Genomic DNA, 747 nt, shown 5'->3' on the forward strand with positions numbered 1-747 from the left:
CCTCCCCCGCCCGGACCCGCCGCCGGTTGAACACCGCCGACAGCACGATCGCGAACAGCAGGCCGGTGACACCGATCGGCTGGATGATGGTCAGGGGTGCTCCGCTGAGCGCCACCAGGTGCAGGACGACGCCGGTCGCCGCCGCGAGCGTGCCGAGGACCCAGCGGGGCCGCCGCAGCAGGTGCAGCAGGAAACCGGCCCGCGCGATCTGGTGCCCGGGGGCGCGGACGGCGTCGCGCTCCTGCAGCGCGGAGCCGAGCGCGAGGCAGAAGGCCCCGGCGAGGGCGAGCAGCACCGACGAGATCAGCATGGCGCCCCCGTTCCGGGGGACCGGACGGCCCCCCGCCGCCGCCGGACGTCGCCCATGGCGGTCCCCCTCCCGGTCGGTGCGGCGCCCCCACGGCGACCGCTGCACTCAGAACCGTACGGAGTGACCGGGTAAACACGGGATACAGGCAGCACCCGAACTCGGGTAGTGCGCGCCCCACTTCCGGTCCGGGGTGCGGGCGTCCGGGCCCGGGAGCCCGCGGCGCCCGGTGGCCGCGCCGCCGTCGTCGTCCGCACACCGCCCCGCACCCGTTCTCCTCCCCGCCCGGCGCTCGCCAGGCTCCACACCGTAGATAGCGCGGTCGCCTGTCGCGGGGGCCACGGGACGGAGAGTCCCGGGAAAGGTTTCGGCAAAAGTTGGTGACGCCGAGGCGCCCCCCGCGCCGGCTCCGGCTGGTGGCGGCCCGCGCGGTGCGGGCG

General features: G+C 76.6%; 1 protein-coding gene. It reads right to left on the reverse strand.

Annotation, left to right across the window (positions count from 1 at the left end):
• A partial coding sequence (locus DEF28_RS26635; RefSeq protein ID WP_199493580.1) for a DMT family transporter occupies positions 1-310 on the reverse strand: 310 nt, incomplete at its 3' end.
• Positions 311-747: the final 437 nt, after the last annotated feature.

The organism is Marinitenerispora sediminis, assembly GCF_003336425.1.
GTDB classification, from domain to species: Bacteria; Actinomycetota; Actinomycetes; order Streptosporangiales; family Streptosporangiaceae; genus Marinitenerispora; species Marinitenerispora sediminis.